The 26,690-nt window shown below is 60.0% G+C and carries 21 protein-coding genes and 1 pseudogene; 9 read left to right on the forward strand and 13 right to left on the reverse strand.

Annotation, left to right across the window (positions count from 1 at the left end; genetic code table 11):
* Nucleotides 1-3: 3 nt before the first annotated feature.
* The 3 genes from G533_RS0100620 to G533_RS0100630 all read right to left on the reverse strand — a co-directional run bounded on the left by G533_RS0100620 (nucleotide 4) and on the right by G533_RS0100630 (nucleotide 3,677).
* On the reverse strand, nucleotides 4-1,191 hold the full coding sequence (locus tag G533_RS0100620) for an acyl-CoA dehydrogenase family protein (RefSeq protein WP_027948277.1): 1,188 nt from the start codon (nucleotides 1,189-1,191) through the stop codon (nucleotides 4-6).
* Nucleotides 1,192-1,218: 27 nt separating this feature from the next.
* Nucleotides 1,219-2,739 carry a class I adenylate-forming enzyme family protein gene (locus tag G533_RS0100625; protein WP_027948278.1) on the reverse strand — a complete coding sequence of 507 codons (1,521 nt, stop codon included), beginning with the start codon at nucleotides 2,737-2,739 and terminating at the stop codon, nucleotides 1,219-1,221.
* A 173-nt stretch (nucleotides 2,740-2,912) separates the two neighbouring features.
* Complete coding sequence (locus G533_RS0100630; RefSeq protein ID WP_027948279.1) at nucleotides 2,913-3,677, reverse strand: SDR family NAD(P)-dependent oxidoreductase; 765 nt, start codon at nucleotides 3,675-3,677, stop codon at nucleotides 2,913-2,915.
* A gap of 194 nt (nucleotides 3,678-3,871) precedes the next feature.
* Between G533_RS0100630 and G533_RS0100635 the strand changes: the two genes are divergently transcribed.
* A complete protein-coding gene (locus G533_RS0100635) occupies nucleotides 3,872-5,374 on the forward strand; it encodes an AMP-binding protein (protein WP_027948280.1) in 1,503 nt (500 codons plus the stop codon).
* Nucleotides 5,375-5,434: 60 nt separating this feature from the next.
* On the opposite strand, the gene G533_RS0100640 is transcribed toward G533_RS0100635, so the two are convergent.
* From G533_RS0100640 to G533_RS0100655, 4 genes are all read right to left on the reverse strand, one after another.
* A complete protein-coding gene (locus tag G533_RS0100640) occupies nucleotides 5,435-7,783 on the reverse strand; it encodes a TonB-dependent receptor (RefSeq protein WP_027948281.1) in 2,349 nt (782 codons plus the stop codon).
* A 292-nt stretch (nucleotides 7,784-8,075) separates the two neighbouring features.
* On the reverse strand, nucleotides 8,076-9,656 hold the full coding sequence (locus tag G533_RS20010; RefSeq protein ID WP_051229842.1) for an MFS transporter: 1,581 nt from the start codon (nucleotides 9,654-9,656) through the stop codon (nucleotides 8,076-8,078).
* 46 nt (nucleotides 9,657-9,702) lie between these two features.
* Complete coding sequence (locus G533_RS0100650) at nucleotides 9,703-10,485, reverse strand: SDR family NAD(P)-dependent oxidoreductase (protein WP_027948282.1); 783 nt, start codon at nucleotides 10,483-10,485, stop codon at nucleotides 9,703-9,705.
* A 66-nt stretch (nucleotides 10,486-10,551) separates the two neighbouring features.
* Complete coding sequence (locus G533_RS0100655) at nucleotides 10,552-11,577, reverse strand: AraC family transcriptional regulator (protein ID WP_027948283.1); 1,026 nt, start codon at nucleotides 11,575-11,577, stop codon at nucleotides 10,552-10,554.
* 121 nt (nucleotides 11,578-11,698) lie between these two features.
* Between G533_RS0100655 and G533_RS0100660 the strand changes: the two genes are divergently transcribed.
* From G533_RS0100660 to G533_RS0100675, 4 genes are all read left to right on the forward strand, one after another.
* Complete coding sequence (locus G533_RS0100660) at nucleotides 11,699-12,823, forward strand: nitronate monooxygenase (protein WP_027948284.1); 1,125 nt, start codon at nucleotides 11,699-11,701, stop codon at nucleotides 12,821-12,823.
* A 14-nt stretch (nucleotides 12,824-12,837) separates the two neighbouring features.
* Nucleotides 12,838-14,007, forward strand: coding sequence for an acyl-CoA dehydrogenase family protein (locus tag G533_RS0100665; protein WP_027948285.1), 1,170 nt, complete (start codon nucleotides 12,838-12,840; stop codon nucleotides 14,005-14,007).
* Between the two features lie 11 nt (nucleotides 14,008-14,018).
* On the forward strand, nucleotides 14,019-15,158 hold the full coding sequence (locus tag G533_RS0100670) for an acyl-CoA dehydrogenase family protein (protein ID WP_027948286.1): 1,140 nt from the start codon (nucleotides 14,019-14,021) through the stop codon (nucleotides 15,156-15,158).
* A gap of 75 nt (nucleotides 15,159-15,233) precedes the next feature.
* Nucleotides 15,234-15,746 carry a hypothetical protein gene (locus G533_RS0100675; protein WP_027948287.1) on the forward strand — a complete coding sequence of 171 codons (513 nt, stop codon included), beginning with the start codon at nucleotides 15,234-15,236 and terminating at the stop codon, nucleotides 15,744-15,746.
* 17 nt (nucleotides 15,747-15,763) lie between these two features.
* Here the strand turns inward: G533_RS0100675 and G533_RS0100680 are convergent, their stop codons facing one another.
* The 3 genes from G533_RS0100680 to G533_RS0100690 are packed head-to-tail and all read right to left on the reverse strand — an operon-like array spanning nucleotide 15,764 to nucleotide 18,365.
* On the reverse strand, nucleotides 15,764-16,084 hold the full coding sequence (locus tag G533_RS0100680; RefSeq protein ID WP_027948288.1) for a 2Fe-2S iron-sulfur cluster-binding protein: 321 nt from the start codon (nucleotides 16,082-16,084) through the stop codon (nucleotides 15,764-15,766).
* Nucleotides 16,085-16,112: 28 nt separating this feature from the next.
* Nucleotides 16,113-16,877 (reverse strand): SDR family oxidoreductase, encoded by a 765-nt coding sequence (locus G533_RS0100685; protein ID WP_027948289.1) that lies wholly within the window; start codon nucleotides 16,875-16,877, stop codon nucleotides 16,113-16,115.
* 36 nt (nucleotides 16,878-16,913) lie between these two features.
* The gene (locus tag G533_RS0100690; RefSeq protein WP_027948290.1) at nucleotides 16,914-18,365 is read right to left on the reverse strand and encodes an aldehyde dehydrogenase family protein; all 1,452 of its coding nucleotides are present in this window, start codon (nucleotides 18,363-18,365) and stop codon (nucleotides 16,914-16,916) included.
* A 153-nt stretch (nucleotides 18,366-18,518) separates the two neighbouring features.
* Between G533_RS0100690 and G533_RS0100695 the strand changes: the two genes are divergently transcribed.
* Genes G533_RS0100695 through G533_RS0100705 form a run of 3 tightly spaced genes read left to right on the forward strand, consistent with a single transcriptional unit; the run spans nucleotide 18,519 to nucleotide 21,546 of the window.
* Nucleotides 18,519-19,127 (forward strand): TetR/AcrR family transcriptional regulator, encoded by a 609-nt coding sequence (locus G533_RS0100695; protein ID WP_027948291.1) that lies wholly within the window; start codon nucleotides 18,519-18,521, stop codon nucleotides 19,125-19,127.
* Between the two features lie 44 nt (nucleotides 19,128-19,171).
* Nucleotides 19,172-20,365 (forward strand): protein kinase family protein, encoded by a 1,194-nt coding sequence (locus G533_RS0100700; RefSeq protein WP_027948292.1) that lies wholly within the window; start codon nucleotides 19,172-19,174, stop codon nucleotides 20,363-20,365.
* Nucleotides 20,362-21,546, forward strand: a complete 1,185-nt coding sequence (locus G533_RS0100705; RefSeq protein WP_027948293.1) for a cytochrome P450 — start codon at nucleotides 20,362-20,364, stop codon at nucleotides 21,544-21,546. Before G533_RS0100700 ends, G533_RS0100705 begins: the two co-directional genes overlap by 4 nt.
* 63 nt (nucleotides 21,547-21,609) lie before the next feature.
* Here G533_RS0100705 and G533_RS20015 read toward each other — a convergent pair whose 3' ends face one another.
* Nucleotides 21,610-23,208 carry an acetyl-CoA acetyltransferase gene (locus G533_RS20015; protein ID WP_051229843.1) on the reverse strand — a complete coding sequence of 533 codons (1,599 nt, stop codon included), beginning with the start codon at nucleotides 23,206-23,208 and terminating at the stop codon, nucleotides 21,610-21,612.
* A gap of 53 nt (nucleotides 23,209-23,261) precedes the next feature.
* On the reverse strand, nucleotides 23,262-24,023 hold the full coding sequence (locus tag G533_RS0100715) for an SDR family NAD(P)-dependent oxidoreductase (protein ID WP_027948294.1): 762 nt from the start codon (nucleotides 24,021-24,023) through the stop codon (nucleotides 23,262-23,264).
* Between the two features lie 215 nt (nucleotides 24,024-24,238).
* On the opposite strand from G533_RS0100715, the gene G533_RS0100720 reads away from it, so the two are divergent.
* Nucleotides 24,239-25,861, forward strand: coding sequence for an AMP-binding protein (locus G533_RS0100720; protein ID WP_027948295.1), 1,623 nt, complete (start codon nucleotides 24,239-24,241; stop codon nucleotides 25,859-25,861).
* 48 nt (nucleotides 25,862-25,909) lie between these two features.
* On the opposite strand, the pseudogene G533_RS0100725 reads toward G533_RS0100720, so the two are convergent.
* A pseudogene (locus tag G533_RS0100725) lies at nucleotides 25,910-26,128 on the reverse strand (aldo/keto reductase); the annotation flags it as partial.
* Nucleotides 26,129-26,690: the final 562 nt, after the last annotated feature.

Below are 26,690 nucleotides of genomic sequence, written 5' to 3' on the forward strand. Positions count from 1 at the left end.
CTGCTAAGCCCTCATACCCGGGTCGCGAGGCAGGCCGAGGCCGCGCTCACCAATGATATTACGCTGGATATTGGTCGTACCCCCGGCAATCGAATTGCCCAGTGAGCCCATAATCTGGTCCAGCCATTTCTCCGGGCCACGGCCGCGGGTGCCCGCCGGACCCGGCTCCAGCAGAATATTCTCGCCAAGCAACTCCTGCGCCAGCAGTGCCATGTCATGGCCGATCTCGGTGACCAGCAACTTCATCATCAGGGTTATATTCCCGGGCTCTTCGTTGGCAGCGGCGCAGGAAAATATCCGGTAACTGGAATAACGGTGCGCCAGGACCCAGCCTTCCACCCGGCCCAGGGCCTGGCGAATGGCGGGCTTGAGGATGGCCGGCTCTCCATCAATGTGAATTTCCTTGGCCAGCTCCACCAGCTTGCTGAACTGGAATCCCAGGCCATCGGCTGAACCTATGCTCGCGCGCTCATGCTTGAGTGTGGTGCGGGAGATAATCCAGCCCTTGCCTCGCTCGCCGACGATCCAGTCTGCCGGGGTAGTGGCGTTGTCAAAGAAGAACTCGTAAAAACCGGACTCGCCGGTCATCTGGCGAATGGGCCTGCGGGTTACGCCGGGTTGCTTTAGATCCAGCAGAAGGTAGGAAATCCCGGCGTGCTTGGCTGCGGCGGGCTCGGTGCGAATGAGCGCGAACATGTGGGTTGCATCACGGCCCTGCGAGGTCCATATCTTCTGGCCATTGATCACCCATTCACCGTCCCTGAGTTCGCCTTTGGTGCGCACAGAAGCAAGATCGGAGCCAGTGCCGGGCTCGGAATAACCCTGCCCCCAGACATAGTCACCTTCCAGAGTGGGGCGAATAAAGCGCTCCTTCTGTTCCTCCGTGCCACATTCCAGCAAGGTGGGCACCAACATATTGGTACCATTGCCGCCTACCTCCATGGGCGCGCGGGCGCGGGCGAATTCCTCGCGGATAACCTGGGCACGAATCACGTCTACCGGCTGCTCGGAGCCGCCGTATTGCTGCGGCACACCGCGATACAGGTATCCCTGCTCGACGGCGTCCCGACGAAAGGCGCGAATATAATCCTTCAAGGCCTGGCCTTTATCCGCAGGTCGCCAACGCTGGGCAAGAAAATCTCTTAACTGCGCACGGAACACTTCCGCCTCAGCACCGTAACTCAAATCCATACCGACCGCTCCCTTGTTGTTCCCTGCCTACGAAGACTGGCCCACGGGGCCAAACAATTCCCGTACCTGTGGCAGCGCGGGCTTCATGGATGGTGTACGCGGCACATCCTCGACAAACAAAAACCGGACCGGTACCTGGTAGGGCAACAAATGCTGCCTGGCGAAGCCGGTGAGCTCCGAATCAGAAGGACGCAGCGCCTTCGCCCTCAGGATCAGGGCAGCAACGGGCACAGCTCCCAAGCGGGGATCATCAATGCCGACCACCACGGCCTCACGTATCGCCGGGTGTTGCTCCAGTACCGCCACCACATCGTCAGGGTGCACCTTGAAACCGCCGCGAATGATGGCATTGTCCGCCCGGCCACGGATAAACAGGAAACCATCGGCATCGATCATGGCGCGGTCCGTGGTACGCAACCACTCCACGCCGTTGCCAAACTGCGCCGCCCTCATCTCCAGCACACCCTCCTCCCCGTACTCAAGGACGGCGCCGGACTCCGGGCTCACCACCCTGCCCTCCACACCGGGCTGAAAGCGGCCTACGCTGCCACTCTTGGCCTCGTGAAACTTGTGAAAGTCTCCCAGCGTCCAGCCGGCAACGGCGCCGGAAAACTCCGTGGCGCCGTAGTTTTGCAGCACCGGGATCTCGTATCTGCTCCAGAACTCGCGAACAATCGCGGGATCCAGCGGCGCGGCACCGGTGCGAATGGCAACCAGGCTCGCCAGGTCTGCCTTGGGAATATCTGCATCCAGCAGCATCCGCAAACCGGCGGGTACGGCCGACGCCACCTTGGGGCGATGGCGCACCACGGCAGAACGCCACTCCTCCACGGAGAATTTCTCGACAATGCAGAGTTGGCGCCCACCGAGGATGGTAGTCAGCGCCCCCCACAGTCCGCCGATATGGGTCATGGGATTGGTGAGCAGGGAGATACCAGGACGCAGCTGCGGTGGATCGTCCGCCTTGCGGTCCTTCTCGTAGGACAGCGCGGACAGAAAACTGGTTTCAAACGCCGCTCTCTGCAAGGGGATTCGCTTCGGTGTACCGGTGGTGCCACTGGTGAGCATCTCGATAATCACGGCGGGATTTGTGGCAACGATATTGTCGCCCGTGACCTGCTCAAAGCCCGGCAACAATTCACTCGTGCCCAGGATAGGGTTCAGCTTGATCACTGCAGATCCGGCCTTGAGGATACTGTCGAGCACACCCGGACGCTCCAGGTCCGAGGCATCTGTGACAATCACCGGCAACTGCAGGGACTCGATATCACGACACAGGCGATCATCCGGGTACAGCGGATTGATGGAAACAATACTGCCGTCGGCTGCCACTGCGGCGAGTACCGCCGCCACATTGTCGGGACGATTGCGCATCATCACGCCCACTCGGGCGCCCTCGGCAAGTCCCAGTTGCTGCAGATTGCCGCAGATCGAATCCACGGTGCCCTTGAGGCTGCCCCAACTGTACCACTGACCTTTATAGTCAACGGCCTGCGCCCTGTCATCCAGGGCCAGCACTCCTCGCAACATTCCGGACAAAATCGACATTGATACTCCCACTCCACAATGAAGGCCATCGCCACCGGGCATCTAATTAGTTAAATCATATATATTATTATGCCAGCCTACAAGACGCGCACAATCGCATTTGCCCGAGGCAGAAACCACGACGCCGAATACCCGGGGCTCCAGCTGAACAAATTCATACAAGTGCCGGAAAACTAGCGGCAGAGCATGCCACCATCCACTGGCAGGGAAACACCATTGATGTACCTGGCCGCGTCCGAGGCCAGAAATACGACTGCATCGGCCACCTCCTCCACTTCTGCAAATCGTCCCAGAGGGTGCTCGCGCAGCAATGCTCTCTGTACCCTCTCATTACCTGCAAATGATTCCGTAATCAGGTCCGTGTTAACGAGAGCTGGAGCGACTGCATTGACGCGTATACCGTGGCGGGCATAGTCGATCGCCGCCGTTTTGGTGTAGCCCTCCACAGCGTGCTTCGATGCCGTGTAGTGCGCGGCATATCCCCAGGTGATATGCCCTTGTACGGAGCTGTTATTGATAATGACACCGCCACTACCCTGACTCAGAAATTGACGGATCTCCTGCTTCATGCATAGCCAAAGACCGCGCACGTTAATGCCGAATACCCGATCGAAATCGTCTTCCGATAACTCGTGTAGCAAGCCCAACCCACCCTCGACGCCCGCATTGTTGAAAGCAATATCCAAACGCCCAAAGCGCTGGACTACTTCGGCTACGAGTAACTCGACCTGCGCGCTACTGGCAACATCCGCGCGCAAGAATATGGCATCACCCCCGCTCGCCTCGATCATCGCCACAGTCTCAAAACCTTCCCGTTCGCGGCGTCCACAGACGGCGACCCTCGCGCCCTCTTGTGCCAGTGCCAATGCCGCAGAACGCCCTATGCCGCCTGTGCCACCCGTGACCAGCGCGACACGCCCTTCCAAAACGTTTTGCATACTCCCCCCTGAGTCGGTTGATGCCCAGTTGCCAACTCGACAAACCATTAGTATGCGATAGCCACACAGAACCGAGCAGTCGCATTCGCTGTTGCCGACTCGAAAACACCAGAAATGCGACTGCGCGGGCGCGGATGCAAGTAGCTACTTCAGGTAACATCAACTCGAAACGCAGATGCCGACTGGACACCAACATGACTATCTCACTACACGCGTGCCAGCAACCGGCTACCATGGCCGCGATCATCGAGCAAACCGGCGCCGCTCTGAGCTACGCCCGACTGGAAGAACGGTCCGCACAACTGGCCCGGCTGCTGCGTGCTTCGCTGGCAGAGGGCGACCGGATCGGGGTTCTGATGGAGAATTGCCCGGCCTACTTCGAGGTCTGCTGGGCGGCACGCCGGGCTGGCTTGCGCTGGGTACCCATTAACTGGCACCTGAAGCCAGAAGAGGTCTCCTACGTGGCAGAGAACAGCGACGCTCGCGTGCTCATCGCCTCGCCGGCACTGGCTGAGCTGGCCCGTGCCGCCGCGGCACAAACTCCCACACTGGAGGCCTGTTACTCCACAGGCGCATCTTTCACCGATTTCCGCAACCTGGATGAGGTGCTGGCTGAGCGTGCATGGCCGGACTTCGGCGAAGAGCGGGAAGGCAGCTTTATGTTCTATTCCTCGGGCACCACGGGCAAGCCCAAGGGCATCCTGCGGCCATTGCCGGACGCACCCTTCGGCACGCCGCTACCGATCGAACAGATCATGCAGGCAATGTATGGTTTTGACAGTGATACCGTATTCTACAGTCCCGGTCCCCTCTACCACGCCGCGCCACTTGGATGGACCATGGGTGCGCAGCTGCACGGGGGCACCTCCATCTGCAGCGAGAAGTTCGATGCCGAGCGCGCCCTGGCCACCATTGAAATGTACCGGGTGACTCACGCCCAATTCGTGCCCACGCATCTGGTTCGCATGCTGAAATTGCCGCAGGAGGTTCGCGAGCGCTACGACTGCTCCAGCCTGAAAATGGTAGTACACGCCGCCGCCCCCTGCCCACCTGAAGTGAAGCGCAGCATGATCGAGTGGTGGGGTCCGATCCTGCATGAGTTCTACGGCAGCAGCGAAGGTGCCGGCTTCGCCGCCATCACGTCGCAGGAGTGGCTGCAGCACCCGGGCTCCGTCGGCCGGATCATGGCCGGGGTTCCCCACATTGTCGACGGAAAAGGACGCGAATTGGCGCCAGGCGAGGTGGGCGAGCTTTGCTTCGAGGGCGTGGAGCGCTTCGAGTATCACAAGGATCCGGGCAAGACCGAGGAATACTTTGATGCGCGCGGCTGGGCACATACGGGCGACCTCGCCTTGCTGGATGAGCAAGGGTACCTGTATCTGCAGGGCCGTTCCAGCGGCATGATCATCTCCGGCGGAGTCAACATCTATCCGCAGGAGGTCGAGAACGTACTCGCCATGCATCCGCTAGTGGCGGATATCGCCGTGATTGGCATTGCGGATGAGGACCTGGGGGAAATTGCCCAGGCGGTGGTGCAGCTACGTCAACCCGCTGCAGACCTTGAGGCAGTTACCGCAGAACTGAAGGCGGCCTGCCAGAGACAGCTGGCGCGGTATAAGTGCCCGCGCTCCTTTCGCTACATCGACACCTTACCCCGGTTGCCCAGCGGCAAACTATTGCATCGGTATCTCAACTAAAATCCCCCAGCTACAAAAAGGGCCAGCAAGCTGGCCCGGGAAATACGCTGACCGGAAGAATCAGAATCGGTAGGTGATATCCAGACCATAGCTACGAGGTGCGCCGACACCAGAGCTGTACAGGTCAGCTGCCACACTCAGCACCAGCGGGGAGAGCAGGTATTCCTCGTCGGTCAGGTTCCGTCCCCAGACAGCCACCTCAATACCGTTGTTCAGTGACAGTGCCGCGCGGCCACCCAAGAGGCTCACCGAATCGACAATGCCCGCCTTTGAGTTATCCAACTGCTGCCGGGTTGAAGATGAGTTGGTGTAAAACTCGCCACGATAGGAGTAGTTCAGGTCAAAGTCCCAGGTACCAAAATCTGCCGGCTGACGGTAGTTGACCCGCAGCGTGTACTCCTCATCAGGTACCGAGTTGGAGTAGTCCGCGGGATCCTCGTAGGACCAGTCGATCGCAGCCGCGGTACCCGTGACCATCCACTGTTCGTTGATAACCCACTTCACCTCCAGCTCCACCCCATCGTAGTCCGCTTCACTGGTATTGGAAACGAAGGTGGTGAGACCAGCCGGAGTACTGAGCAAATTGGAGCGCTGAATATCGGTGTACCAGATGTGGTAATAGGCGGCGTTCACCTGCAGTGCATAGTCGAAGAAGGTACCTTTCAGGCCCAACTCAAAATCAGTTGCCTCCTCAGGCTCAAACGGCGTGAAGGTATCAATCACCGTACCGTCTTCCAGTTCCACCAGACCCAGTCCGCGCAAATTCTGCCCCCCCGACCGGCTGGAGTTGGCGGACTTGGCGTACACCATGACGTCCTCACTCAGGTCCCAGTCCGCTCCGACCGTCCAAGAAACAAAGTCATACTTTTCCGAGCTGCTCCAGGTACAGTCATCGAGATTGACGTTGGGCGCGGCATTGACGTCGAAGCGGCAGGCGCTGGTGCCATCGCGGAAGAACGAGCGAGCCTCAACACTGACCGGCTTATCGTCTTCCGTATAACGCACTCCCGCGGTCAGCCCTATTGTGTCTGTCAATTCATAATTGAGCGACACGAATGCAGATTTGCTCTCGTTCTGATCGATAGTGCCGTTGTAGGTCCCGTTCAGCAAGGGCCGCCCGGTGGCCAGGGAACCCAGGTAGCCGTTGATACCTCCCGAGTTGGAAAAGTCGATCCCCTCTTCCTCAAAGTAATAGATACCGGCCAACCACTCGAGACGCCCTTCCAGTGCCTCACCACTCAGTTGCCATTCCAGCGAGCGCTGTTCTGCATTTTGCGCAAATGGCTCCACAAACCAGTTCAGTGGCGCAGCGGTGCCATCCACATCAGAAATGAACGAGGATTCCATGTCACGCCAGCCCAGCACCAACTTGGTCGCAAGAGTGTCGTTGAGATCATACTCAATCGTGAGTGATGCGGTATCGGTCTCATTCCAGGACTCTTGCAGCGCATTGACAACACCACCGTCGTAGATGTCATCCAGGGGAGGAACGAATGCATTAGCCGCCAGAGCGCCAAAGCTGGGCAATGGGCGCACCGCATTGATCAGCAGGGCATTGGCGTAAAAATCGCTTCTTTCATAGGCGAACAGCACGTTGGTGCGGTCATCTGGCTGCCAGTTCACGCCTAAGCGGAACATCTCCATATCGCTCTGACCGGCATCCTTGCGCGCCTCCTCAAAATCCATGTAGGGATTTCCGGGATACAGTGCCGGCAAGCCAGGGAAAGCGCCACCCAGTTCCGGGCCTGCGGGCTTCACCAGCACCGATCCAAAGCCATCCTTGGTTTCATCAGAGAGCGCTGTTAGGCGCACAGCGAGAACATCTTCGATCAATGGAATATTGACCGCTCCACCCAGGCGCTGCTGGTTGAACTTGCCGTAGGTACCGGTGACGAAGCCTTCCACCTCGCCAGAAACCTCTGGTTTGGCGGTAATCAGACGAATCGCGCCGCCTGTGGTGTTGCGTCCGTACAGCGTTCCTTGTGGCCCCTTCAGCACCTCAACACGCTCGAGGTCAAACATGCTGGCGCGGGTCCCCGTAGTACGGGCAAGGTAGACATCGTCTATGTACCAACCAACCGACGGGTCCAGCGTGGACAGTGAGTCCGCCTGAACCTGACCGCGGATAGTAGTCTTTAAGGAAGACAGGTTGTTGGCGGCGTTGGGTTCAATGAACAGGCTAGGCGTAAACGCGGCCAGGTCGGAGGTCTGGGTCATGTTGTAGGCCGCCAGGTCCTCTTGGCTGAAAGCGCTTACAGAAACAGGAATATCCTGCAGCGACTCCGTGCGCTTTCTTGCCGTGACGACGACTTCCTCCAGCGCGAAACCGCCCTGCGCGTTGACCAGGATAGGTGTGCCGGTGGCACCGATTGCGGCAATGGTGGCAAGTGCGAGCTGCTTCTTTAACATGATGTCATACCTCTGCTGGGAGCGTGTTATTAATATTGGTCAGCCCGGTGCTGCATTCAGTTTCACATCATACACCAAGGCGGCTATATATATAACTAATTAAACCTAATTTCCGCTATTCGCCTGCGATCTGCAAGTCGCATTAATGACAGGTGTTGCAGGCAACCCGGGGGATGACCACCCTAGGAAAACGCTTGCTACAGCGGGTTTTCTCCGGCCAGCTGGCTCATCCGGATACAGTGGCAGGTCGTGACCAGGCCACAATCGCATTCGGCGCCACTTGATGCCGGAGCTAGGACGGTGTCTTGTTGACGCGGGTCAACAGCAAGGTCAAGATGGCCGCAAGCGCCAGTACGACATAGAGTATGTATCCAACCTGAGGCAAGGTGGCGGCCATACCGTCCAAGCGGGAGTCCGCAACCAGCTCGGCATAGTCAACACCCAGGATCACCAGCTGCGTATGCAGCTCCGGCGGCACACTGGCCCCGGAACTGGCCAGGGCCTCGGCCAAGGCGGGCAGATAGTCATCGTTCAGGCCCAGGCCGGCTGCACGGACTTCAAGGGTCTCGGAAGTCCTGCGGGCGAGAGTCGCGCCGTACAGCGCCAACCCGACGGAGACCCCGGCCGGGGTACCGAAGTCTCGCATCATGGAAAACATGCCACTGCCGGCTCCCATCTGCTCCCGGGGTACCGCACCCAACGCTATCTTGGTGATCGCCGGACCCTTCATGCCCTGGGCCAGACCCAATACCATGGCAATGGCACAGACGATCCAGATTGATGTATCGAGCCCAATGGTGGTGTACAGGAAGAGACCGCAGAACATCAGCAGGACAATTCCGATAATCACTGTCTTCTCGGCAAACCAGTCCACCAGCTTGCCGCTGATGAGTCCCGCCAGCATGCTGGCGCCGTAGGCAAACATGTTCACCAGGCCAACCTGGGATGCACTGCCCCCGGGGCGATCGTTGACGAAGAACGCCAGCGAGTAGATGGTCCCGCCGTAAACAATCAGGAACAGCAGGTAGATCACGCCCGGGACAAGAAAATTGCGCTGGCGCAGGATGCCGATATCCAGCACCGGAGAAACGGAACGCTGCTGTGAGTGCCACAGCAGGATGAAGCCACCCACTCCACCTGCAAGTGCCAGCAGTGCCTGCCAGGACGCGAAACCGAAATTGCTGATCCAGGTGGGAACGGACAGCAGGGCCCCCACACTCAGCAGCAACAGCAGCATACCCGGCCAGTCCAGCCGCCAGGGCCGGTCATTCCGCGTCGTCTCCGGCACTCTCCAGGCCACCAGCGCGAGGCCCAGCAAGGCTAGAATACCGCTGACCCAGTACACGGAACGCCAGCCCAGATGATCAATCATCAAGCCGCCAATAATGGCCCCGGTGGTAGCCCCCAGAGACATTGAGAACACCATCACGCCCAGTGGCATGCCGCGCTTCTCCTGGGGGAACAGGTAGGCGATATAGGACAGAATTACCGGCAGGATGCAGGCCACGGAGATGCCTTGGAAAAACCGCGCCAGAATCAGCAGCGTGAAGTTGGGAACGGCAGCAGCAGCGAACTCGGACAGCGAGAACATGGCAAGGCCAACCATCAGTATTCGCTTGCGACCGTAGCGATCCGCCGCCCGGCCGAATACCGGGCTGAATACCACCAGCCCCAGGTAGTACACCAGGGCAATGAGTGCCGAGAGCCCGGCGGAGACACCAAAAAAGTGCGCAATGGTGGGAATCGCAGGTGCCTGGAAGGCGGCGGCTTCAATGGTTATGAAACAACTGACCAGCAGAACGATGTAAGTCGGCCAGGGGCGGGCAAGCTCCACCGCTTCGCCGGGAGGAGATGCACTTGAGGTCTGCAACATGGTCCAACATCCTGCTTATATGATTGTGAGGGCTCCCGCCCGCTATTCAGCTGTTGACCGGGGGAAGTACCCCACGAGACAAACGAGAGCCACCGTCAATAACAATACTCTCGCCACTGATGTAACCCGCTTTTTCCGAGGCGAGGAAGACCGCCAGCTCGGCCACTTCCTGCATGCGTCCAGCGCGGCTGATCGGAATGGTTGCCGCAAGCGCCTGTTGCTGTTTGCTATCAAGACGCTCGCGCATCCGATCAGAGGCGATCAGGCCGGGATTGATGGTGTTCACCGTGATGCCGTCTTGCCCCGCCTCCAGCGCCAGGCCGCGGGCAAAGGCATCGAGTCCGGCCTTGGCGGCACCGTAATGAGCCATGCCCGGAATGGCGGTATAGGATCCCGCAACTGAGGAGATAAAAATAATCCGACCCTCGTGCGCAGCCGCCAGCAACGGCAGTGCCGCACGCGACAGGTAGAACGCCGCATACAATACCGAGTGGATGCTGCGGTCAAATTCCTCATCCGCAAGCTCCGCTACCCGGGCATGGGGAATATCGGCCGCACAGTGTACGAGTATATCCAGGCCGCCGAAGGTGTCGTGGGCACGGGCAACAATCGCCTCGCAGTCTGCCTTGACCGTGACATCGCAGGGCTGCAGCACCGCTTGCTGACCGCGGGCGAGAAACTCTGAGAGCGTGGCGTCGCCATGGCTAATGGTGCGCGCACCGAGCACGATTCGCGCGCCCTCTTCCGCCAAAGCCTGGGCAATGGCCTTGCCCATGCCGCGGCCTGCTCCCGTTACCACTGCGGTTTTGCCAAACAACAGATCGCCCATACCACTACCCCATACACAGTGGGGGAACTGTAATCAGCGCGGGCAAGCGAGGCCAGCAGCCGACCGCTAATGCGATTGTTGGCCGGCACCCTGTTCGTAGGCAGACGGTGGATAGCCAGTCCAGGTCTTGAAAGCCCGCGTGAAAGAGCGCGGCTCAGAATATCCCAGTAACGATGCAACCTCTGCCACGGTCTGCCCTTGGCTGAACAGGCGGTCGATGGCCACGCTGCGGCGAAACTCGTCCAGCAGATGCTGGTAACTGCCACCCTCTGCCTGCAGCTTGCGCCGCAGGGTCGCGGATGAGACGCCAAGCTCCGCTGCCATGGTATCCAGACTGTGGTGCAGGCAACCGCTGTCCAGTGAGTAGCGCAGGATGCCACGCACCGTTGCGGATATGCTGCCGTCGTCTACGGGCCAGTGCAGAATACCCGCCCTGACATCCGCCACGTGGACCCGCCAGTCCGCCGCTGTCCGCACCAGCGGCAAATTGACATAGTCCCGGCTTATCAGCATGGCTACCCGACCGGTATCGCTGCGCTGCTTCGCGCGAACAAGAGACGCCAGGCCCGGACCTGGCAGCATCAATGCCAAGGGTATCTCCAGACTCTGGACCGGCACCAACAAGCCTACAATCCAACTCAGGGTACGGTGCCATGAGAACAGCAGGTAATCGATCAGAAAGGGATGGGTGGCCATGTTGGTTCGCGGGGTCATTACCATCGCCAGGTACTCCCCCTCGTTACGGTACTGGCATTCCAGGCCCTCCAGCAGCACACCGTAGAAACGCGCACTCATCTCGCAGGCCGCGCCAAAATGAGCACAACCAAGCAGCGCCTCCACCATCAGGGAATGGGAGTCCAGCGGGATCTTCCGGGCGTCGAGCCCGAAGCAGCCGTCGCTCTGGTGACCCGAGGCAGCAGTCAGTACGGCAACGAACTCTTGCACCGGCACTCGCTCCCGGGTCTGTTGCCAGCGCGGAAATGCCGAAGCATGACGACCCGTGGCCGCCGCAAGCGACATCCCCCGGGAAGCCCAGGCCACTTCCAGCCAGTCCAGCAGATTGCGGTAGAGATCTCCGTTTTCAATCGCCATGCCGATCCTGCAGCCCAACTCGTGAGCATATTTGTGAGCATCGCTGCCTGCTATTGTCATTCGCTTGTTGCAGCACAAGGCATATAGTTAACCTATTTGCAGCGGACCACAAGAACCAGCCATGAAAACACCCGCCACAGAACTGCTCAATATCGAGCTGCCCATCTTTGCATTTTCCCACTGCAGGGATGTCGTCGCGGCAGTGTCCAAGGCCGGCGGCATGGGGGTGCTGGGGATCTCGGCATTCACTCCAGAGCAGCTGGAAGAGGAGCTGGCCTGGATTGACGCCCATGTTGATGGCAACTCCTACGGCGTCGATATCCTGATCCCCAACCGCTATGACCAGGCCGCCTCCCAGCAGATGACCCTCGACAAGGTCCGGGCGCGGGTGCCAACGGCACACAGGGAATTCAGTGATGCGCTATGCGCCAAGGCTGGCGCGGCGCCGCTGACAGCCGAAGGCGAGGCCCAGCTGGCAGACCATATTGGCAAGATCCACATGACGCCGGAAACCGCCGAGGAACTGGTGGCGGTAGCCCTGCGCCACCCGCAGGTAAGCCTGCTGGTGAATGCGCTGGGGACCCCGCCGCGGGAACGCGTTGCTGAACTGCACGCCCGCGGCCTCAAGGTTGGGTCACTCATCGGCAAGGTGGAGCACGCCGCTGCACAGGTGGAGGCCGGGGTAGACCTGATCGTGGCGCAGGGTTCCGAGGCCGGCGGTCACACCGGCAGGATCAGCTCAATGATCCTGTGGCCCCAGGTCATCGGAACTGTATCCCCGGTCCCGGTGCTGGCGGCGGGCGGCATCGGCAGCGGTCGCCAGATGGCTGCCGCCATGGCCATGGGTGCAGCGGGCATCTGGTGTGGATCCATCTGGCTGGGCACCGCGGAGAGTGAACTGTCCACCGCCATGAAAGCACGCCTTTTCGAGGCGCGCTCCGATGATGCCATCCAGTCGCGCTGTCGCACCGGCAAACCCTGCCGCATGCTTCGCAGCAAGTTTACCGAAGCCTGGGATTCGGCGGATGCGCCACCGGCGCTGCCCATGCCAATGCAAACCATGGCCGTGGCCGAAAGCCTGATGCGCATTGAGCGCGCCCACGCCGACGATTACCTGACCTATCCGGTGGGCCAGTTGGTCGGGGACATGCAGCATGAGACCAGCGTGCGCCAGGTTATCCAGGACATGCTGGCGGATTTCATCGATGCCAGCGAGCAACTCAACAAGCTGCTGGCCAGCGCCTGACACAGGAGACGATCATGAATCTAGACCTCAACCCCGACCAGGAATCCTTCCGCCAGCGCGTCCGCAAGTACATGACCGAGGTCATGATGACACCGGACTTTGTCGCCGAGCTGGCGCAGCGTGAATTCAGCCATGGCGGGGGCCCGGTCTACTGGGAGAAACTGCGCCAACTGGGGGCGGACGGCTGGATACGGCTGTCCTGGCCGAAGGAACTGGGCGGCGACGGCGCCGATGCGATAAGCCAGTACCTGCTGGTGGATGAAGCCAAACGCGCCGGCTTCCCCTGGCCCCAGCTCTCCGCCAACTCCATAGGCCCGGTGCTGGCGCGCCACGCTCAGGACGCTATCCGCGAGCGACTGGTAACGGAGATACTGAATGGCGACAGCTACCTCGCCATTGGCTACTCGGAACCTGGCGCAGGCAGCGACCTCGCCGCTCTGAAAACCCGCGCCGAGCGCGACGGCGACGATTGGGTGATCAATGGCCAGAAAATCTGGACCAGCTGCGCCAACTTTGCCCAGTACATCTGGCTCGCTGCTCGTACCGACCCGGACCCGGCGTCCCGACACAAGGGACTGACCGTCTTTCTGGTACCTACCAACACGCCGGGCTACTCGCACACCTTGATCGAAACCATGGGCGTGACCACTACCGCCACCTACTACGACAACGTGCGCATCCCTGACACCTGGCGTATCAGCGGAATCAACCAGGGCTGGTCGCTGATTACCGGCCAGCTCAATATCGAGCGTCTCTCCCTGGCGAGCTATGGCCATGTCGCCAAGCTCTATGACCAGGTCCTGCAACTGCTGCAAGCAGACGCTGCCTGGCAGCCCCTGCTGGAGCTCCCCTGGGTGCAGCGCAATCTGGCCTGGTGCCACGCCAGGCTCGAAGCGCTTCGCGTGATGTGCCTGCAGGCTGCCTGGCGCATGGACCAGGGCAGCACCGGCATGGTCGAGGCATCGACCTGCAAGGTCTACGGCTCCGAGCTGTTCGTTGAAGTCTGCCGCCGACTGGGAGAGATCCTCGGCACCGCTGGCGCCCTGCGCAGCGGCAACGCTGCGGCTCTCGACGGCCTGATCGAGGCCTGGTATCGCAAAGGCTCTGTGCTGACCTTTGGCGGCGGCGCCAACGAACTGCAGCGCACCATCATCGCCAATGCCGGCCTCGGCCTGCCACGCTAGAGGAGATCAACGTGGATTTTTCCCTGAACGACACCCAGCAACAGGTACAGGATCTGGCACGGCGCCTGTTTGCCGACTTCTGCACCCAGGATCGCCTGCGCCAGGTCGACCTGGAGCAGGACCGTTTCGACCCGCAGCTGTGGCAGGAAGTGATCGCGGCCGGCCTGCCCGGTCTCGCCATCGACGAACAGTTCGGCGGTATGGGGCTGGATCTGGAAACCCTGTTACTGGTGCTGACTGAGGCGGGCCGTTATGTCGCGCCCCTGCCACTGCTGCCTACGCAGGCAGCGGGCACGATACCACTGCAGTTATTGCCATCCAGCGCTGACCGCGACAAGCTGCTCAACGAGATCGCGGCAGGGCGCGCGCTGCTGGCGCCCGCCTTACAAGCCGCTGAGGCTGGTGCAAGACCGACCAGCGGTAGCGCCAGGCACAGCAGCATCTGCAGCAACAACGACAGCGGGGACCTGGTTCTGGACGGTAGCCGACTGCTGGCGCCAGGTGACAGCTGCATCACTCACCTGTGGACTGTCGCAGACTACCAGGGTGAAACCGCCATCTGCCTTTTTGCAGCGGATGCGCCGGGTGTGGAACGCAGCCTTAACATCACTACCAGCGGCAATGCCATCGCCACTATGACACTCGTTCAAACGCCCTGCCGTTTACTGACGACGGACGGACCAACCCTCGATTTTTTGCGCCGGGTTGAATGGCTGTTGGTGCTTGGCAACAATGCAATTGCCATAGGGCTTTGTGAGCAGATGCTGCAGCTGGCGGTCGACCATTGCAGCGAACGAGTACAGTTTGGCAAGCCGATAGCCACTTTCCAGGCAGTTGCCCACCGGCTGGCCGATTGCCACATCGACCTGGAGTGCCTGCGCGCCACCCAAGCCCAGGCAGTGTGCCATTACGATTCTGCCACAACCGACCCGGTCACCATCGAACAGGCTGTCCTGAGCGCGCGCATCAATGCAGTGGAAGCCCTGCACCGCATCAGCCACGCCACCCAGCAGGTGCATGGCGGCACGGGTGTGGATCGCGACTATCCCCTGTTTCGCTACTGCCTGTTGGCCCGGGAGCTGGAGATGGCAAGCCCCCACGGCGCCAGCGCGCTGGAGAGCCTGGGTCGCACCATCGCTACCGTCACTTGAAGGGCACCACGGAAACGCGACTGGGGCGGCACGCAGGCAGGGGCTACACTGCAGGTTCGACGCTGGGAGGAAACGATGACGGAGCAACCGCGCACACTGGACCTGGATGACTGGCCGCTGCCGGACAACTATCTAGCAGCGGTCGGCCGCATCGCGCTGCTGTGGGAGCGCCTGCAGCAGCTGCTGAGCCTGGCTAACGCCAATCTGGCGGGGTTCAACAGCCTGGGAGACGCGCGGGTGGATACGGTTTTCACCCGGGGCAGCTTTGCACAGCGCCTGGCGTTACTGGAAGACCTGTGCCAGACACTTCTTCCACAACACCCGGGACTGGCCGATTACCATACTGTTGTGGAGGAACTTCGCGGCGCCGAGACGCAGCGCAACGAGTATCTGCAAGGAGCTATGGCGCCCAACCCGGCGGACGGCACGGTGGAAATGGCAGTCACCACGGGTGATGCGCACAGCTCCCGGCCAGTGTCACTGGCTGAACTGCAGCAGGTAGCGGTGGGCATCGACGCCGCGCAACATGCGCTGTACAAGCTGGTGATGGCGATGAGCAAACCTTCGTCCACCTGGCACAGTGACTGAGCGACAATGCCCCGCGATCAGTACTGAGCGCGCGGCAGCCGCACCACCAGGCCGTCCAGCGCCTCAGTGACTTCAATCTGACAGGACAGACGGCTGTTGTCCCGGGGCTCCAGGGCGCAGCCCAGCAACCCCTTCTCCATGACATCGGGCTCCGGCAATTGCTCCAGCCATGCCTCGTCCACATAGCAGTGACAGGTGGCGCAGCTGCAGCAGCCGCCGCATTCGGCGAGGATGCCGTCTACACCGTTGTCGACCGCAGCCTGCATGACCGTGGTACCAACCGCGGCTTCCACCTCGAACTCACCTCCGTCATGCTGAATGTAATGTATCTTTGGCACAGTTTTTTGCTCCTCAAAAAGTACGCACCTACAGGCGCATGATCCAGCCGCCGTCAATACTGAGCGTCTGCCCGGTTACCCAGTCGCTCTGGGATGAGCACAAGAACAGCAGCCCCCCCACCAGGTCTTTCGCCTCACCGAGTGTTTTCAGGGCTACCGCGTGGGACAGCGCGGCCACCAGCGCGTCGTCATGGTGGCGGGCCTCATGCCCGGAACTGGTATTCATGTGCCCCGGCGCAAGCGCATTGACGTTGATCCCGGAGGAACCCAGCTGCTTGGCCAGGCTGGTGGTCAGGCTGACCAGGCCCAATTTCGACACACCGTAAACCCCAGAGGGGATGAAGGCACCGCCGGAGCTGACGTTGACTATCTTGCCGCGACCCAACGCCTGCATGTGCGGCACCGCCGCCCGAATGGTGCGCAGGGGTCCGGTGAGGTTTACGTCCATTACCCGGTTCCACCAGGTGAGATCCAAAGCCAACGGATCCATGGTCGGAATTTCCTTCATCAATGCAGCGGCATTCACCAGTATGGTCACCGTACCAAACCGGGACATCGACCGCTCAAAAGCGTCAGCGACGCTCTCCTCGGAAGTCACATCCATCGCCACCCCGAAGGCCTGCAAGCCCTCGTTCTGCAGCTCTTCTGCCTCGGTTTCTGCCTTGCTCCCATTGAGATCGGCCAAAACCACACTGGCGCCTGCCTCTGCCAATGCCCTTGCGAATACCGCCCCGAGATCGCCTGCCGCACCGGTGACCAGCGCGACTTCCCCTGCCAGGAGTTGTTTCGTCATGCCTGCAATTCCTTGTCGATGTTATGGAGTGAAAACTCAGCCGAGGATGCCGACCGTTTTGTAGTGCAGATATTCGTCGAGACCCGCGCGGCCACCCTCTTTGCCGAAGCCGGAGATACCGACGCCGCCGAACGGTGTATGCGCATGAATCTGAAAGGCGCCGTTGACGTAAACGCCTCCGGCATGCAACTGCTCCGCCAGCCGGTGGACGCGCGACACATCGCGGGACTGGATATAGGCAGACAAGCCATACTCGGTGTTATTGGCAATCGCCACCGCTTCCTCTTCAGTAGTGAACTTCATCACACACAGCACCGGACCGAATATTTCCAGCTGCGATATCTCGCTCCAGGGGTCCACATCGGCAATAATCGTGGGCTCGATGAAATAGCCGTTCGCAAGCTCACCACCACAGCGTTTCCCGCCCAGCAATATCCGCCCCGCATCTTCATTGCGCACACGATCCAGCATTGCAGTGATACGATCACAGGCTGCGGCGCTGATAACAGGCCCCACCTGCACACCCTCCTCAAGCGGATTGCCGACCTTGTATTCACGGGCAATGGCCACGATCCGCGCCAACACCTCGTCGTAGATATCGTCATGTACCAGCAGACGTGTGGGAATGGCACAACCCTGCCCGGACAGTATGCCGATGCTGCCGCGAACCGCCTCTTCACAAGCACGGTCGAGATCTGCATCCGGAAACACCAGACTGGCCGACTTGCCACCAAGTTCCATGATGGTGGGCTTGATCTGTTCCGCACAGGTGGCCATGATCTTGCGCGCGGTGACGGGACCGCCGGTGAAGCTGATCAGCCGCACGCGCTTGTCCTCACACAGTGCCTGACCCGCTTCTGCATTACCGGGAAACAGGGACAAAACGCCATCCGGGATACCCGCTTCGGCAGCCAGTCGGGCAAACAGGTCCGGGGCAAAAGGGGTGATCTCGGCGGGCTTTACCACCACGCAATTGCCGGCTGCCAGTGCTGGTGCAACTTTCATACCCAGGGAGATCAAGGGACCGTTCCAGGTAATGATGATGCCGACCACTCCGATGGGCTCTGGCACGGTGTAGGAAAACTCACCACGATTCTTGATCGTTCCCAGTACTTCGCCTGTCAGCTTGTCGGCCAGACCGGCATAGTAGCGGAACCACTCCGCCGCCAATTGCACGGCATAGCCACCGAAATGCAGGGGCGAACCTCCATCCAGCGTGGTCAGCCGGGCAAACTCCTCGGTGCGGGCTTCAATCAGATCGGCAAACTTGAGCAGGATCTGGCGCCGCTGCGAGGGGTTCATCCAGCGCCATTCCTGAAATGCTGACTGGGCTTTCGCCACAGCTTTCTCCACCTCTGCCCTGCCAGCCAGCGGTACCGAGGCCTGCCATGCACCGGTCGCAGGATTGTGATGCTCGTGCACACCACCCGACGCCGTGGCCAGCCCCTCTTGTCCTACCCAGACTTTCGCTCCCAGAGCTTGCGACATGACAGTTTCCTCAAAGCACATAGTTGAACAAGACCGTGGCGGGCTTCAGCTTCGACTCGGCCAGACAAAATTCAGTATATGCAAAAAAGCATTTGACATACAATAGTGTATTTGAATACATTTAGGTATGCGATTTTTTCAAAGCGGCCTCTTATGCCACGTCTGACACGGGACCAACAGCGCGAACAAACGCGACAACGCCTGCGGGACGCGCTGGTCACGCTGGTTGCGAAGCGGGGCTTCACCGGCGCCACCATCGATGCGGTTACCGAAACCGCGGGCTACAGCCGCGGTGCCTTCTATGCCAATTACAGCAGCAAGGAAGAGCTTCTGATCGATGCGGCACTGTTGCGTCAGCAGGAGGAAGTGGACTCCTGGATACAGGCAATAGAAGCCTGTGACTCGGTGGTCAGCTTGCTGCCCCTGCTGGAAACGCGCTTTGCGCAATTCATTGCCGATAGCCGCTGGAACCTGTTTGTCATTGAGCTACGCCTGCAAGCCCGAAGAGACCCGGCCTTTGCCATCAGCTATAACGAGGCATCCGATCGCGTCACCCACCGCGTGGGGGAAATGCTGGAGAAGCTTTTCCGCAAGGCTGGAGTAACTCCGCGCCTGCCATTGCGCAAGCTCGTACCCATGATCGCCGCACTGACGGTGGGACTGGCCCTGGGCGATGCTCTGCAAGACCACAAACAGCGCATGGACCACCAGCTGCTGATTCTGTTCCTGGCAGACCAACTTGGTCTCGACTACCCGTCCTGAATGCAAAATCAGCTGAAAATGCCGCCGTAACCAGGAGCCCGATGATGACCGAAGCCAATCAACACGCGCTGCACAAAAATGCCCTCGCCATGCTGGAGACCGCGGACATGGCCTTGGCACATGCGCCGAACCTGGCAGCGGATGGGCCCTGGCATGATACCGACGTGACACCGGCGTTCCTGCAGGAAAGCCTTGCCCACAATGTGCCCGGCGCCGTACTTGAGCACGGCACTCTGGTCGATTCCCATGACGGAATGACACAGCGGCGTCTCTGGAAACTCGACTGGAACCGTGCCGGCCGTGATGCAGGTTTACCCGCTGCCATCTTCGTCAAGGCGACACCCGAGGAACCTTACCTGCGGGAAACCCTGTCGCTATTACACATGGCGGAAAACGAGGTACGGTTCTACAACCAGCTGCAGGCGGAGCTGACAGAGATCAGCCCCAGGGCCTGGTTCGCCCAGTTTTATCCCGGTGGCCGCTTCCTGTTGTTGATGGAAGTGCTGGAGGAGCGTGGACTGAAGCCATTCTGGCAAGCCGACGACTGTCCACTGGAGCATGCGCAGGCAGTGCTCACCGCACTCGCTCAAATCCACGGCCAGTACTGGGAGACACCGCGCTTTGCCTCCGACCTTGCCTGGGTCCGCCCACGCACACTGCGCTTTGGTTTCGAATGGCATCAGCGCTCATTCCACACCGCCCGCCAGCAGTACCTGCAGAGTGAGGCGGGCCAGTCGCTGCCCGCTGACATTCGCGAGCTTGTGGCGCTCTGGGACAAGAATGATCGCGCCGTCTACAGCTACTGGGAGACCCTCCCCGCTACCGTACTGCATGGGGACAGCCATCTGGGGAATACCTACTCAGCACCGAACGGAAGCGCAGGATTTTTTGACTGGCAGGTGATGTACCGGGGTCACGGACTGCGCGATGTCGTGTATTTCCTCATGACTGCACTGGACCCGGAAGCTCGTGAACAGCATGAGCGGGCACTGTTCGACCACTATCTCGCCGAGCTCGCCGGCCGCGGGGTGACACTTGAGCCGGAGCCGGCCTGGCGGGACTACGGCCTGTTCAGCCTGGATTCCCTTGACGCGCATATCAAAACCGTGACTCGTGGCGGCTACGGCCACGGCGCCAAGGGTCTGGACAGGGCAAGGGAAAACCTGCTTGCTGTCCTGCTGGAACACGATGTTCTGGGTTTGCTCAAGGATGTCATCAACAAAGGAAAACTGTCATGAACGCACCCGCCCATGTACCCGCCGAGCTCATCTACGAATTCGACTACCTGACCGACACTGCGCTGCTCACCGATCCCCATCAACGATTCGCCGAGTTGGGCGCCCGCTTCCCGGGTGGCATTTTCTACAGCACCGCCAACGGCGGTCACTGGGTACTGACCAGCTACGAACGGTTCTGCGCGGCAGCCAGGACCCCTGAAATATTTTCCAGTAACAAGGTCAATATCCCGCCTACAGAACAGCCCTTCCTGCTGATCCCAATCAATATCGATCCTCCCGAGCACGGGCATTACCGGGCGGCCATCGCTCCGGCATTCGCACCCGCCAAAATGCGAACCATGGAGCCCGCCATTGAGGAGTTGTCACGCGAGCTGATCACTGCAGTGGCGCCAGATGGTCACTGCGAATTTGTCAGCGCAGTTGCCGAGCCCCTGCCCATCAGCATTTTCATGCGCTGGGTTGGCCTGCCCCTGGAGCGTCGCCTTGAATTCCGCGACTGGGCTGTCACCGCCCTGACTTCCACTGAACCGCCAGTACGCATGGAGAACATGCTGAAGATCACGGAGTTCATGAGCGAAGTGATTGAGGAGCGGCGCCAACATCCGGGGGACGACATCATCAGCAGTCTGTTCAGCGCCGAAATTGACGGCCGCCCGCTCAAGACCGAGGAAATCCAGGCCTATTGCCTGCTGTTCTTCCTGGCGGGCCTTGATACGGTAGTCAACGCCATGTCCTTCGGCGCGCGGCATTTGGCCACAGACCATGATCTGCAAGCACGCATTCGCAACAACCCGGATATCGTCCCTGCGGTGGTCGAGGAAGCGCTGCGCCGCTACAGCTTTGTGAACACCGCTCGTGTGGTTACCCGCGATTACGACTTCGACGGCATCCAGCTGGCCGAGGGTGACATGGTCATGCTCAGCGAGGCAGCGGCTGACCTCGACCCCAACGCATTCGAGAACCCACAGGACTTTATCCTCGACCGCAAGGGTCCGCGGCATGTCGCCTTCAATACCGGACCGCACGCGTGCCTGGGAGCGCACCTGGCTCGCATTGAGTTGACGATCGCCTATCGCACGCTGTGCCAGACCTTGCCTGCGTTCTCACTGTGCCCGGACCGACCGGCCGTGTTCACAGGGGGCTCGGTTATGGGGCTGCGTGAGCTGCACTTGATCTGGTAAAGCGCGGTAGCCAAGACGGCGCGCACTCTCCGCCCCCAGATCTCCGCAAAAGGACAGCCGGAGTCAGGCTGGTGCTGGCGATGAGTCAGATGCAGGAAATTGGATTTCGAGGCTCTCTTCGGAAAACGCAAAACGGTTGCCGATACCATAGGAGCGGACAAAGATATTCGCAGCCAGCGGATCCTGGGCCAGCATACCCTGCAACGTCTCTGCATCCTCGGTCAGCGCAACGAAGCGAGCCCCACCCAGATGCAAGCGGCCGACCACAATCGCGGTGACCGGTCGATCTTTCTGGTAAAGCACCGTATAGGTCTCAACGCCTGCCCAGCCTTTCGGGGATTCGTTGAACTCAGGCACCGGCAGGGCGTCGATTTTTTCCTGCAGGTCGCGGCTGGCCCACGCCCGCCAGCGCTCGGGTGCTGCGGTGGAATAGACACCCACCGAATGCTTGGACAGGTAACCGCCATTGGCGCCGACGATACCGAAGCTGCCGGGGTCTGCACGCAGCTTCTCCACCATGCTGGCAATACCGTGCATAGAGTAATTGTTGCCTGGACCACCAAAGAAAGGCAGACCACCGGTAACCGTGAGACCACAAGGATCGTCACTCGCTATGTCCAGGGCGTCGCAGGCAGCGAATACGGCAATGGGAAAGCAACTGTAGATTTCGAGATACTGCATGTCATGAATGGTCTTGCCCGCGCGCTGCAGGGCGTTGTTGTAGGCCAGCGCCAGCGCCGGCGATGCCCCCAAGTCCTCCCGGTCCAGTACCCCCTGTTCGCTGACGTCAGCGTAGCCGTGCAGATAAACCCACTTGTTTTCGGCAATACCCAGCTCACGTGCCAGGCCCACGGAAGTGAGCACCACTGCTGCGCCCTGATTGACCCAATCCCTGGCGACCATGGCCTTGGTGTAGGGATCCGCGATCAGCCGATTGCGCTCGCCGGTCTCGGCTATATCCGCTGCGGTTAACGCCTCGCGGGACATCGCGTAGGGATTGTCTGCGGCGACTCGGGCAAAGCCAGAGAAGAGCTCACCGATGCATTGGCTGTAGTCTTCCCTGGATAGCCCCAGCCGCGACCGACGCGCGTGGTCCAGCAAGGGATACACAGTGGCAGGCATCTCCATCTTGTGGTCAGTCATGTGCCGCGTTTTCAGCTGGGCTGTACCACGACCCCGGTCTTCCAGCGGTCCCGGAACAGACTCGCTCCAGTCCAGTCGCCGCCGCTCCGCCTGCGCCTTGCGCTGAGTGGCGATGGCTTCCGCCCCCACCAGCAGCGCGGCACGGCAGTTGCCCAGCGCAATCTGTTCACTGAACTCGCCCACCAGCTTCTGGGGCTCGTCGCCGCAGGCGGGTGAGTATACAAGCCGCGCAGGCTCACACCCCAGACGGCGCGCTACCGAGCCCGGGAAGTTGTCACTACCGCCGAAGGGCGCCATGAACTTGCGCATTGGCGGGGCCACCGAGTCACCGACTGTACGTACGGCGGCAACAACGTCCAGGCAAGCCAGCAGTTGCTCGCCGGCACCGGCGTCAGCCAAAGCTCTCAGCGCCGCATTGGTTGCCAGCTCTTGGGGCGACAGGCCGCGATACTCGGGGTCATCCAGGTGTTCGGTAAATTGGCCGACGCCGACCAGGACCGGTGTGTTGTCCATAGGCATGCTCTCTACTCCGCAGGTCAAGTGGCTGGCGCTTTCGTTGCTGCAGCGCGGGCTTACTTGGGCGTGAAGCGAATACCCGCATCAAGGCGGATGGTCGTCCCGTTCAGCATTGGATTCTCAATGATGCTGCGAGCCAGCAGTGCGTATTCATGTGGCTGCCCCATGCGCTTGGGAAAGGCCGCGTCCCTGGTCAGGTCGGAAGCCATCTCCGCCGGAATCCCTTTGGTGATGCCGGTGGCGAAAAGGCTGGGAGCGATAGTCATGACCCGTATTCCCAGACTACCAAGGTCCCGCGCCATGGTCAGGGTCATACCAGAGACACCCGCTTTCGCCGCCGAATAGGCCACCTGGCCAATCTGCCCCTCAAAAGCTGCGATAGACGCGGTGTTGATGATCACCCCACGCTCGCCGTCCTCATTGGCTTGCTCCGCCCGCATGATATCCGCCGCGATGCGCGAAATATTGAAGGTCGCGTTAAGACTCAGGTCAATGACCCTGCTGAAATCCGCCATTGGGTGAGGACCCGATTTGGACAGGGTGCGTTTAGCGATACCGCCGCCGGCAGTGGTCACGACAATATTGAGCCCTCCAAGCTTGGCCGATGTGTCTCGCAGGACCTGCTCCGTCTGCTCATAGTCCAGAATATTGCAGGCGGCGAATGGAATGCCAAGGCCCGCGGCCAATTCGGCACCGTTCGACGTTTCCAGATCCAGTATCGCGACTCTGGCGCCTTGCTTTACAAGCAATTCGACAGTCGCCAGCGCCATACCCGAAGCGCCTCCAACAACGATGGCCTTGCTATTCTTGATATCCACATTCACTCCCGATTACAGAAGAAACAGGCTGCCTTTATAGCACTGCGCGCGACCCCCGCCCAATCGCATTAGGACTGTGGGACAAGCCTGAAATGCGACTGTACTTCGCGAGACCAGGCCCACAGAATCTTTATATCAGCGCTTCATGCCGCGCGCATTTTACTTCCAGTATTGTGTGGGGCAGGGTCAGCGAAATAAATACGCGAGGTAGCAGCATGCCCATGAACTTCGGTGATCTATACGATCGTGTCGACAGTATTCTGCAGCCTGAGGTTCCAGTCTTTGTCGAAGAGGATGACGCCGGCACTTGCCGCACGGTATATGCCGGTGAGTTCAAGTGCCGCACCAACAACCTGGCGCAGCAACTGCTTGCGTTGGGCGCGCGACCTGATGACAAGATCGCCATCTATCAACGCAACCGGGTGGAGTACATGGAAACCGCCGTCGCCGCCTTCAAGGCCCGGCTGGTTCACGTCAACGTCAATTTCCGCTATCGCGAGGACGAACTGTATTACCTGTTCGACAACAGCGATACACGCTTCGTTGTTTACGATGCCGAGTTTGCACCGGTGCTGGAAAACATCCGTGCGCGCCTGCACAAGGTCGTGGCATTCATTGAAGTCGGAGCAGCGACCGCGGATCTGGAGGGTGCGCTCGCCTACGAGAATCTCGTGTCTGCTGGAGATGGCAAGCCCTTGCAGATCCAGCGCTCGCCTGAAGACCTGATTTTCATCTACACCGGCGGTACCACCGGCCTGCCCAAGGGCGTCATGTGGCAGCACAAAGCCCTCTGGAACATGATCGGACGGAATATCAAGGATCCAATGGGAACCATTCCGCAAACACCCGCGGACATGCCTCTGACCCCGAGCGGCAACCAGGCCTCCATGATTACCGTAATGCCGTTCATGCACGGAGCAGGCCTTTACTCCAGCATGAACTCCCTAGCGTATGGAAACACCAATATCATCATGGCCACACGGGGCTTCAATCCACAGCGTGTGTTGGAGTGCATCGAAAGGTACCAAATCCGGGTTTTGACCATCGCCGGAGACGCATTCGCCAAGCCACTGGCCGATGCCCTGGACGCACACTCTGGCAAGTTCGACCTCTCCAGCCTGATGGTCATCAACTCTACTGCGATGATCTTCAGCCCGGTAAACAAACGCCGCATAATAGCTCATATCCCCGATGTGGCCATCATGGACAACATGGGCTCGTCAGAATCCCCCGGATCTGCGACGGCCACCACAACCAGGGACAGTGATCTCGACAACAAGAACATTGTCATGAAACTGAAGCCCAACGCCAGAGTATTCACGGAAGATCTGCGCGAAGTGAAACCCGGCAGTGGCGAACAGGGCTTTCTCGCAGTAACCGGCGACCTCCCCGTCGGCTATTACAAGGACGATGCGAAGACTGCCGAAGCCTTTGTGACAGTCGACGGCGTACGCTACGCCAAACCCGGTGACTGGTGTGAGTTGCTCGCAGATGGCACGATCAAATTCCTGGGACGCGGCAATATCTGCATTAACACCGGTGGTGAAAAAGTCTACCCGGAAGAGGTAGAGGCCACACTGAAATCACACCCTCTGGTGCACGACTGCCTGGTAGTCGGAGTCCCCGACGAGCGCTGGGGCCAGGTTATTACCGCAGTTATCGAACCGAAGCCGGGCTCGCAACCAACACCAGAGGCACTGCAGGCGCACGTGCGCGAACATCTCGCCGGCTACAAGGTACCGCGTCACATTCTGACCATCGATACCATTGGCCGCGCGGCCAGCGGCAAGGCCGACTATCCGCGGATCAAGGAATGGGTCCTTACGGCGCTCGACTAGAGTAGACTGCTGCCGCAGGCACCGCACAGCGTACCAAACCGGGGAGGACTATTGATGGCCCAGAACCCCGCGCGGCCGATACACCTCCTCCAATCGGGCCAGATCTTCCGTGGTCAGTTCAATCTCCAGTGCCACAACCGCATCCTCGCGGTGCTGCATCTTACTGGCACCAATAATGGATGACGGAATCTCTGGCCTGGCCAGTACCCAGACCAATGCAAGCTGCATGGCGGGCAAGCCCGTGTCTATCGCCACCTCTTGCAAACGTTCAGCAACGGCAAAGTCGGCGTCCTGTTAGTAGAGACGTTGCACAAGCTTGTCTGCGCCGGCACGCGCCGTATCGCGGGCCCTGTCTCCACCATTGCCAGCGAGGCAACGTCACGAAATCGCACTTGAATTGCCATAACCTAACCGCGGTAAAGTGGTTACAGTGTAACCACAAACCCCGACACGCGCTGACAGGGATTTTTGTCGCCCATTGGTCTGTACCTTCCGCCCTGCAACGCAGAGCCGTCCTGGTTTCGCGGGCAGAGCTGCTTGATTTGGTAGTTCAGGTCTCTCACGGTGTTTTATCTGTCTCGGTTAGTGTTTCTGATCAGGCAGGGGGACTAACCCACCGCATCCGGAAACCGGCAAGGATCACGGGACACCACTCCCTTACGACCTGAATGCGCCTGTAAACAGGCTACACAACTGATCTCCTGGGGGAGATCGCTGTCGTGTATACACACGTGGCCCCAGGGGGCCGACTGATAACGGGTGTGACATAAACACCTCCTTTGAGTTAAGCGACGATCTGTCGCGATGTGGATCAAATCGTTGCCCCGAG

The organism is Haliea salexigens DSM 19537 (assembly GCF_000423125.1).
Classification (GTDB): Bacteria; Pseudomonadota; Gammaproteobacteria; order Pseudomonadales; family Halieaceae; genus Haliea; species Haliea salexigens.

What these genes read in the sequence shown, in the direction of transcription:
- G533_RS0100620 (WP_027948277.1), bottom strand. Translation starts at nt 1,191, where the DNA reads ATGGATTTGAGTTACGGTGCTGAGGCGGAAGTGTTCCGTGCGCAGTTA.
- G533_RS0100625 (WP_027948278.1), bottom strand. Translation starts at nt 2,739, where the DNA reads ATGTCGATTTTGTCCGGAATGTTGCGAGGAGTGCTGGCCCTGGATGAC.
- G533_RS0100630 (WP_027948279.1), bottom strand. Translation starts at nt 3,677, where the DNA reads ATGCAAAACGTTTTGGAAGGGCGTGTCGCGCTGGTCACGGGTGGCACA.
- G533_RS0100635 (WP_027948280.1), top strand. Translation starts at nt 3,872, where the DNA reads ATGACTATCTCACTACACGCGTGCCAGCAACCGGCTACCATGGCCGCG.
- G533_RS0100640 (WP_027948281.1), bottom strand. Translation starts at nt 7,783, where the DNA reads ATGTTAAAGAAGCAGCTCGCACTTGCCACCATTGCCGCAATCGGTGCC.
- G533_RS20010 (WP_051229842.1), bottom strand. Translation starts at nt 9,656, where the DNA reads ATGTTGCAGACCTCAAGTGCATCTCCTCCCGGCGAAGCGGTGGAGCTT.
- G533_RS0100650 (WP_027948282.1), bottom strand. Translation starts at nt 10,485, where the DNA reads ATGGGCGATCTGTTGTTTGGCAAAACCGCAGTGGTAACGGGAGCAGGC.
- G533_RS0100655 (WP_027948283.1), bottom strand. Translation starts at nt 11,577, where the DNA reads ATGGCGATTGAAAACGGAGATCTCTACCGCAATCTGCTGGACTGGCTG.
- G533_RS0100660 (WP_027948284.1), top strand. Translation starts at nt 11,699, where the DNA reads ATGAAAACACCCGCCACAGAACTGCTCAATATCGAGCTGCCCATCTTT.
- G533_RS0100665 (WP_027948285.1), top strand. Translation starts at nt 12,838, where the DNA reads ATGAATCTAGACCTCAACCCCGACCAGGAATCCTTCCGCCAGCGCGTC.
- G533_RS0100675 (WP_027948287.1), top strand. Translation starts at nt 15,234, where the DNA reads ATGACGGAGCAACCGCGCACACTGGACCTGGATGACTGGCCGCTGCCG.
- G533_RS0100685 (WP_027948289.1), bottom strand. Translation starts at nt 16,877, where the DNA reads ATGACGAAACAACTCCTGGCAGGGGAAGTCGCGCTGGTCACCGGTGCG.
- G533_RS0100690 (WP_027948290.1), bottom strand. Translation starts at nt 18,365, where the DNA reads ATGTCGCAAGCTCTGGGAGCGAAAGTCTGGGTAGGACAAGAGGGGCTG.
- G533_RS0100695 (WP_027948291.1), top strand. Translation starts at nt 18,519, where the DNA reads ATGCCACGTCTGACACGGGACCAACAGCGCGAACAAACGCGACAACGC.
- G533_RS0100700 (WP_027948292.1), top strand. Translation starts at nt 19,172, where the DNA reads ATGACCGAAGCCAATCAACACGCGCTGCACAAAAATGCCCTCGCCATG.
- G533_RS0100705 (WP_027948293.1), top strand. Translation starts at nt 20,362, where the DNA reads ATGAACGCACCCGCCCATGTACCCGCCGAGCTCATCTACGAATTCGAC.
- G533_RS20015 (WP_051229843.1), bottom strand. Translation starts at nt 23,208, where the DNA reads ATGCCTATGGACAACACACCGGTCCTGGTCGGCGTCGGCCAATTTACC.
- G533_RS0100720 (WP_027948295.1), top strand. Translation starts at nt 24,239, where the DNA reads ATGCCCATGAACTTCGGTGATCTATACGATCGTGTCGACAGTATTCTG.